The 6854-nt window shown below is 70.3% G+C and carries 7 protein-coding genes; all 7 read right to left on the bottom strand.

From position 1 onward, the window contains the following. Positions 1-119: 119 nt before the first annotated feature. Positions 120-992: a DUF4328 domain-containing protein gene (locus ACCP09_RS28105; RefSeq protein WP_433751591.1), complete on the bottom strand. Its 873-nt coding sequence runs from the start codon at positions 990-992 to the stop codon at positions 120-122. A 53-nt stretch (positions 993-1045) separates the two neighbouring features. Next, positions 1046-1396, bottom strand: a complete 351-nt coding sequence (locus tag ACCP09_RS28100) for a rhodanese-like domain-containing protein (protein ID WP_020416369.1) — start codon at positions 1394-1396, stop codon at positions 1046-1048. Positions 1397-1484: 88 nt separating this feature from the next. Then, on the bottom strand, positions 1485-3095 hold the full coding sequence (locus ACCP09_RS28095) for a solute symporter family protein (RefSeq protein ID WP_027933066.1): 1611 nt from the start codon (positions 3093-3095) through the stop codon (positions 1485-1487). Further along, positions 3092-3442, bottom strand: coding sequence for a DUF485 domain-containing protein (locus tag ACCP09_RS28090; RefSeq protein WP_433751588.1), 351 nt, complete (start codon positions 3440-3442; stop codon positions 3092-3094). Before ACCP09_RS28090 ends, ACCP09_RS28095 begins: the two co-directional genes overlap by 4 nt. Positions 3443-3691: 249 nt before the next feature. Then, complete coding sequence (locus ACCP09_RS28085) at positions 3692-5473, bottom strand: cation acetate symporter (protein WP_433751586.1); 1782 nt, start codon at positions 5471-5473, stop codon at positions 3692-3694. A gap of 43 nt (positions 5474-5516) precedes the next feature. Beyond that, on the bottom strand, positions 5517-6014 hold the full coding sequence (locus ACCP09_RS28080; protein ID WP_433751584.1) for a hypothetical protein: 498 nt from the start codon (positions 6012-6014) through the stop codon (positions 5517-5519). Further along, the gene (locus ACCP09_RS28075; protein ID WP_051079479.1) at positions 6011-6835 is read right to left on the bottom strand and encodes a LytR/AlgR family response regulator transcription factor; all 825 of its coding nucleotides are present in this window, start codon (positions 6833-6835) and stop codon (positions 6011-6013) included. The genes ACCP09_RS28080 and ACCP09_RS28075 overlap by 4 nt, the downstream gene beginning before the upstream one ends. Positions 6836-6854: the final 19 nt, after the last annotated feature.

The following is a 6854-nucleotide window of genomic DNA, read 5'->3' as shown; positions in this document are numbered from 1 at the left end:
CGTCCCGCGAAACGGCGGCAGCTCAACGAGCCGCGCCAGTGCGCGCCCTGCGCTGGCCACTGGCAGCCCCTGCCTGCACCGGGCCAGGGGCGGCACGCGTCCCGCGAAACGGCGGCAGCTCAGCGGGCCGCGCCGGTGGGCCGGGCGGTGCGCAGCTCCGGCGGCGGGGCGCCCTTCACGGAGCGCACCTGCAGCGGGCGCAGCCGGTCGGTGCGGACCGGCGCCAGCAGCGTCGTCAGGCGGTACACCAGCACCGCGGTCAGCCCGGCCAGCACCGCGGCCGAGGTGTTCAGCAACCCGGTCAACAGCACGCCGTCCGCCATCGCCTGCACGCCGTCCTTGAAGCGCCACCCGATGACCAGCACCATGAGCACCTCGTTGACCACCCAGGCCGCCCACCAGGCCAGCACCAGCCGCGAGGGGCGGGGGCGGCGGTCCGGCTCGCGGCCCAGCACCAGGTGCTCCAGTTCGGCGAGGATGGAGCCCGCCATCACCAGGTTCACCCCCGGCACCAGCACCCCGGCCACGACCTCGCCCGTCGAGCGGGCCGGCTCCTGCCCGGCGGCCTCCGCGGCGGCGCTTCGGGCGACCAGCAGCCACCACAGCGTCGCGGCGACGGCGATCAGCCCGAACACCACGGTCAGCAGCGACGCGATGATCTCCAGCGCGTCGGAGAACGCCACGGTCGACGCGTGCAGTGCGGTCGACCGGCTCATCACCAGCAGCGCGTAACGCCAGAACTCGGCACCCGCCGCGACCGCCGCCAGCCCGGCGAGGAACCACAGGATCGTGACCGCGTTGCGGTGCAGCACCCGCACGCGTTCGACCGGGCTCGGGTATCCGGACGGGGTGCCGGGCACCGCCGTCGGCACCCGCCACGCCAGGTGCGGGAAACCCCAGCGCGGCGGCACGTGGTACGACGGCGGGCCGTCGTAGCGCTCGGCCGGGCGCGCCGGCCGGGGACGGATCGCACCCGGTGGAGGGTTCGCCACCCAGCTGACACGCGGCCGGGGGCGGTAGGGCCTCGGGGTCGGGTGCATCGGGCCTACAGGACCTCGGGCGGGCCGTCGTGCTCGCCGACGACCGGGCGGCCCTCGGTCTCCCAGGACTTCATGCCGCCTGCCACGTTGATCGCGTCCCAGCCGCTCGCGTTGAGCCACGCCGCGGCCCGCGCGGAGCGGCCGCCGGTACGGCACACCACGTAGAGCGGCTGGTCGTCGGGCAGCTGGGCCAGCTCGTCGGTGCGCGCGGGCAGCTCGCCGAGCGGGATGTGGACCGCGCCGGGGGCATGGCCGGCGTCCCACTCGTCCTGTTCGCGCACGTCCAGCAACACCAGCCCGTCCGCGGGCAGTTCGGAGACGGACGCGGTCGGAATGTCACCTGGTTGCACGTTCACATACTGGCACGCGCCCCCATCAACTGCACGTGAGCCCGAAAAGGGCCACCCCCGTCACCGGAGGTGGCCCTGTTCGCCGTTCGCCGGGTCAGTGCGCGGTGGCCTTCTCGGCGTGTGCGCCGGTCAGCGCGCGGACCTCCATCTCGGCGTACTTCTTCTCGTTGCGCTCCTTCGACAGGACCGCGCCGAGGAAGCCCAGCAGGAACGACACCGGGATGGACACCAGGCCTGGGTTCTCCAGCGGGAACCAGTGGAAGTCCACACCCTTGATCATCGGCTTCGGCCCGCCGGAGACCGCGGGCGAGAAGACGATCAGCACGATGCAGACGATCAGGCCGCCGTACATGCTCCACAGCGCGCCCTGGGTGTTGAACCGCTTCCAGAACAGCGAGTACAGCAGAGTCGGCAGGTTCGCCGAGGCCGCCACGGCGAAGGCCAGCGCGACCAGGAAGGCCACGTTCTGGTTCTTCGCGAGGATGCCGCCGACGATCGCGAGCGCGCCGATCACCAGCGCGGTGATCCGGGCGACGCGCACCTCGGCCTGCTTGCTGTCCACCTGGCCCTTCTTGATCACGTTGGCGTAGACGTCGTGCGCGAACGACGCCGACGCGGTGATCGTCAGGCCGGCCACCACCGCCAGGATGGTCGCGAAGGCCACCGCCGAGATGAACCCGAGCAGGATCGGACCGCCCAGTTCGAGCGCCAGCAGCGGCGCCGCCGAGTTCGTCGTGCCCGGCGCCGAGTTGATCGCCTGCGGCCCCACCAGCGCACCGGCGCCGTAGCCCAGCACCAGGGTGAACAGGTAGAAGATGCCGATCAGCACGATCGCCCAGACGACCGACTTCCGGGCGTCCTTCGCGGTGGGCACCGTGTAGAAGCGCATCAGGACGTGGGGCAGACCAGCGGTGCCCAGGACCAGCGCGATGGCCAGGGACAGGAAGTCCAGCTTGCTCGTGCTGGTCTTGCCGTACTGCTTGCCCGGGTTGAGCAGCGCCTCGCCGTTTGCACCGCCGCGATCGACCGCGGCCTGCAGCAGGTTCGAGAAGTTGAACCCGAACTTGGCCAGCACCCACACGGTCATCGCCAGCGCGCCCAGGATCAGCAGGACCGCCTTGATGATCTGAACCCAGGTGGTGCCCTTCATGCCGCCGATGAGCACGTACACGATCATCAGCACGCCGACGATCGCGATGACCGCGTTCTGACCCCAGTCGCCCTTGATGCCGAGCAGCAGGTTGACCAGGCCGCCTGCGCCTGCCATCTGCGCGAGCAGGTAGAAGAACGACACCGCGAGGGTCGAGACCGCGGCCGCGGCGCGGACGGGCCGCTGCCGCATCCGGAACGCGACCACGTCGCCGAGCGTGAACTTGCCGGTGTTGCGCAGCAGCTCGGCGACCAGGAGCAGCGCGACCAGCCACGCGACGAGGAACCCGATGGAATAGAGGAACCCGTCGTAGCCGTTGATCGCGATCGCGCCCGCGATGCCGAGGAACGACGCCGCGGACAGGTAGTCACCCGAGATCGCGATGCCGTTCTGCGGACCGGTGAACGAGCGGCCCGCCGCGTAGTAGTCGGAGGCGGTCTTCGTGTTCCGGCTCGCGCGGAACACGATCACCAGGGTGATCGCGACGAAGATCGCGAAGATGATGATGTTCAGCGTCGGGTTGCTGCCCTCGACGCCCTGCGCCAGGTTCCTCACTGCGCGTCTCCTTCGATCTCACCGCGGATCCTGTCGGCGATCGGGTCCAGCCTGCGATTCGCGTACCGCACGTAGATCCCGGTGATGAGGAACGTCGACACGAACTGCAGCAGGCCGATGAGCAGGCCGACGTTGAAGTTGCCGATCAGCTTCGTCGACATGAAGCCGTGGGCGTAGTCGGCGAGCAGGACGTAGATGAGATACCAGACGAGGAAGAGGACGGTCATCGGGAAGACGAAGGTCCGCAACCTCTTGCGGAGCTCGGCGAACTCTGGGCTCGCCTGCACCTTCTGCCAGTTGTCGCCCGGACCCGTCTCGTCGACGAGGTCCTGGTCGCTGGTGCTCACGGGACAACCTCCCTTTGCATGGTCTCAACCTCTTCCGGCGTGTGATGCGGGTAGATCTTGCCGCGAAACGTGAGGCTTGTTGTTAATCCTTTTGAGTGAATGATCTTACGGAGAGTTGACGATCTTACGCCGGTTTGACGTAGGAATGTCCAAATCCTGAATCCCCAAACAGGCAAGTTTCGCCAAAAAGTCAACCCGCGGTAAACGGAACCGCCGATGGAGTGAAAGTCGCCCGGGTTAGACCCGTGGTCACTTACGGTGTCGGCCGCGTCCCATCCGGGTACGCTCTTCGGCCTGCCCGAACCGCGCCACCGCGCGGTCCCGCATGAACCCGAGCCGGTCCGGAGCGTGCAGGCGCAGCATGACCCCGTTGACGTCGGCCGGCTTGCCGTTCGGCGTCGCCAGGCTCACCAGGATCGTCACCGCGAACGCGACCGGCACCGTGATCAACGCGGGCTGGTCGGCGAACCACGGCGCCCAGCCCCCGGTGAACCGGCTGACCAGGTCCACCGCCAGCGCGCCGAGCACCAGCCCGCCGCCGATGATCATGCCCGCCATGGCGCCCGGCCAGGTCAGCCCGCGCCACCACACGCCGAGCAGGAGCAACGGCGAGAACGTCGACGCGGCCAGCGCGAACGACATCCCGACGCTCAGCGACAGGTCGTTCGGCCGCAGGAGCAGCGCCAGCGCCAGCGGCACCAGCCCGACCACACCGGCGGCGATGCGGAAGTCCAGCACCCGGCCCTTCGACAGGTCCGTGGACACCACCCCCGCCAGGCTCACCAGCAGCCCCGACGACGTGGACAGGAACGCCGCGAACGCGCCGGCCAGCACGACCGCCCCCAGCACCTGCCCAGCCACGCCCGGCACCATCGCCGACGGCAGCCGCAGCACCGCCGCGTCCGTCTGGCCGGTCACCAGCAGCTCCGGCACGTACATCCGGGACAGCGCCCCGAGGATCGTCGGGAACAGGTAGAACAGGCCGAGCAGCAACAGGACGTGCACCGTCGTGCGGCGCGCCGCCCGTCCGTCCGGGTTGGTGTAGAAGCGGACCAGCACGTGCGGCAGGCCCATCGTGCCGAGGAACGTCGCGAAGATCAGCGAATACGTCTGCAGCAGGTCCCGCAGCCCCTCCGAGCCCGGGTGCAGCCAGTCGGCGTTGGTGACCGCCGCGTCGCTCACCGTCGGGACCGGGGTGCCTGCCGTGAACCACACGCGGGTGCCCTGGGGCAGCTCCTGCGTCGAGCCCTGCACCCAGATCTCCTCGTGCGGGGCCGCGTCGCCGGGGTGCTCGATCCGGACCTGCGTCAGCGTGCCGACCTCGAAGGCCACGTCAGTGCGGATGTCCACAGTGGTCTGCTCCGCGAACACCGGCGGCGCCGGCGACCCCAGCGAACCGGCAGGCCCCGACTTGCCGCCAGCCAGGAACACCGCGCACAGCACGAACGCGGGCAGCGCGATCGCGAACAGCTTCAGCCAGTACTGGAACGCCTGCACCACGGTGATCGCGCGCATGCCGCCCGCAATCACGTTCACGCCGACCAGCACGGTCACCGTCACAGCGCCGACCCAGCCCGGCACGTTCAGCACCGTCGTCAGCGCCAGCCCGGCGCCCTGCAGCTGCGGGACCATGTAGAGGATCCCGATGAACACCACGAAGAACGTGCCGCACCGGCGCAGCACGACCGACCCCAGCCGCGCCTCCAGGAAGTCGGGCAGCGTGTAGGCGCCCGAGCGGCGCAGCGGCGCGGCGACGAACAGCATCAGCGCCAGGTAGCCGGCGGTGAAGCCGATCGGGAACCACAACCCGTCGGCGCCGTCCTTCAGGATGATCCCGGCGATGCCGAGGAACGACGCGGCGGACAGGTACTCACCGGAGATGGCGGCGGCGTTGCGCCGCGACCGCACGGTGCGGCGCGCGACCAGGAAGTCGTGCGTGGTGTTGGCGAACCGGGACGAGCGGTGACCCAGGTAGAAGGTCAGCACGGCGACGGTCGCGATGCCGCTCAGCGCCCACGGGTTCAGCTGCACGATCCGGATTGTCCCCTGCCCCGGCTCCGGCTCCGCCGGCCGGTCACGACTCGATCATGTCCACGAAGTCCCGCTCGTGCCGCTCGGCCAGCCGGTTGTAGGCCAGGCCCGCGAGCAGCAGCAACGGGAACGGCAACAGCCCCAGCAGCAACCACGCCAGCGGCACGCCGACCACGCGCAGCGCGGCGAACCCCGGCCACACGTAGAAGGCCAGCGGCAGCGCCCCGAGCAGCACCAGCACCAGCGCGCTCAACCCGAGCGCCGTGCGCAGCTGGTGCTTGACCAGATCGCGGATCAGCAGCTCGCCCCAGCTGGTCTGCTGCTCCAGCTCCAGGCGCGCGCGCAGCGTCGGCGTCGTCTTGCGGGAGCGCGGGTCCGCCAGCACCACCCGCTGCCGCTTCGGCGGTTTCGCCGGCTCCGGTGGCGCCTCGGGCCGCGGCGCGGGCGGCACCGGCTCCACCGACGCGGGCTGGTAGTTCTTGCCCAGCGTCGGGTCCGGTTCCCGCACCCCGTCGGCGCGACGGTAGAAGTCCTCGGTCATCGACCACCCGTGAGTCGGTCCTTGAGCTCACGGGTGTGCCGCCGGGAGACCGGGAGCAGCTTCTCCTCGTTGCCGATCACGACCTGGTAGCCGCCCTGCCCCATGCGCAGCTCGGTGATCAGGTTCAACGCGACCAGGAACGACCGGTGGATCCGCACGAACCCGGCCTTCTCCCAGCGCTCCTCGAGCTGGGTCAGCGGGATGCGGACCAGGTGGCTGTTGCCGTCCTTGGTGAACAGGCGGGCGTAGTCGCCCTGCGCCTCGACCCAGCGCACCGACGAGCGCGGCACGAGCTTCGTCGTCCCGGCGAGCTCGACCGGGATCACCTCGTCGTCGTCCGGCGCGGCGGGCGCGGCCGCACCCGGCCCCGGCGGGGCCACCGTCTTCAGCTTCTCCAGCACCCGCTCGACCGCCCGGTCCAGCCGGTGCTGGTTGCACGGCTTGAGCAGGTAGTCCACCGCGCCGAGGTCGAACGCGTTGACGGCCTCGTGCGCGTGACCGGTGACGAACACCAGCACCGGCGCGGGGCTCATCGCGGAGAACACGCGCGCCATCTCCATGCCGGACAGGCCGGGCATCTGGAGGTCGGCGAACACCGCGTCGATCGGCGGCAGGCCCCGCTCCTTGCGCTCACGCACCTCCGGGTCCTCCGACGCCAGCACGCGCAGCGCCTCGGAGGCGTCGACCGCGGTGAACACGCGACCGATGTGCGGGTTGCCCCGCAGCGTGTCGACCAGCAGGTTCAACCCGTGGGGCTCGTCATCGACGGCAAGGACGAGCAGTCTTCTGGTGTCTTGTTGCGCACTCACAGTGACTCGCATCCTGCCTACTGCACGATGC

This window comes from Amycolatopsis sp. 3B14 (assembly GCF_050958625.1).
GTDB lineage: Bacteria > Actinomycetota > Actinomycetes > Mycobacteriales > Pseudonocardiaceae > Amycolatopsis_E > Amycolatopsis_E thermoflava.
The sequence above is the reverse complement of the archived record's forward strand: the minus strand, read 5'-3'. Positions and strand labels throughout refer to the sequence as shown.

Excerpts from the sequence above, each read along its gene's own strand:
- ACCP09_RS28080 (WP_433751584.1), bottom strand. The coding sequence starts at position 6,014 with ATGACCGAGGACTTCTACCGTCGCGCCGACGGGGTGCGGGAACCGGAC.
- ACCP09_RS28075 (WP_051079479.1), bottom strand. The coding sequence starts at position 6,835 with ATGCGAGTCACTGTGAGTGCGCAACAAGACACCAGAAGACTGCTCGTC.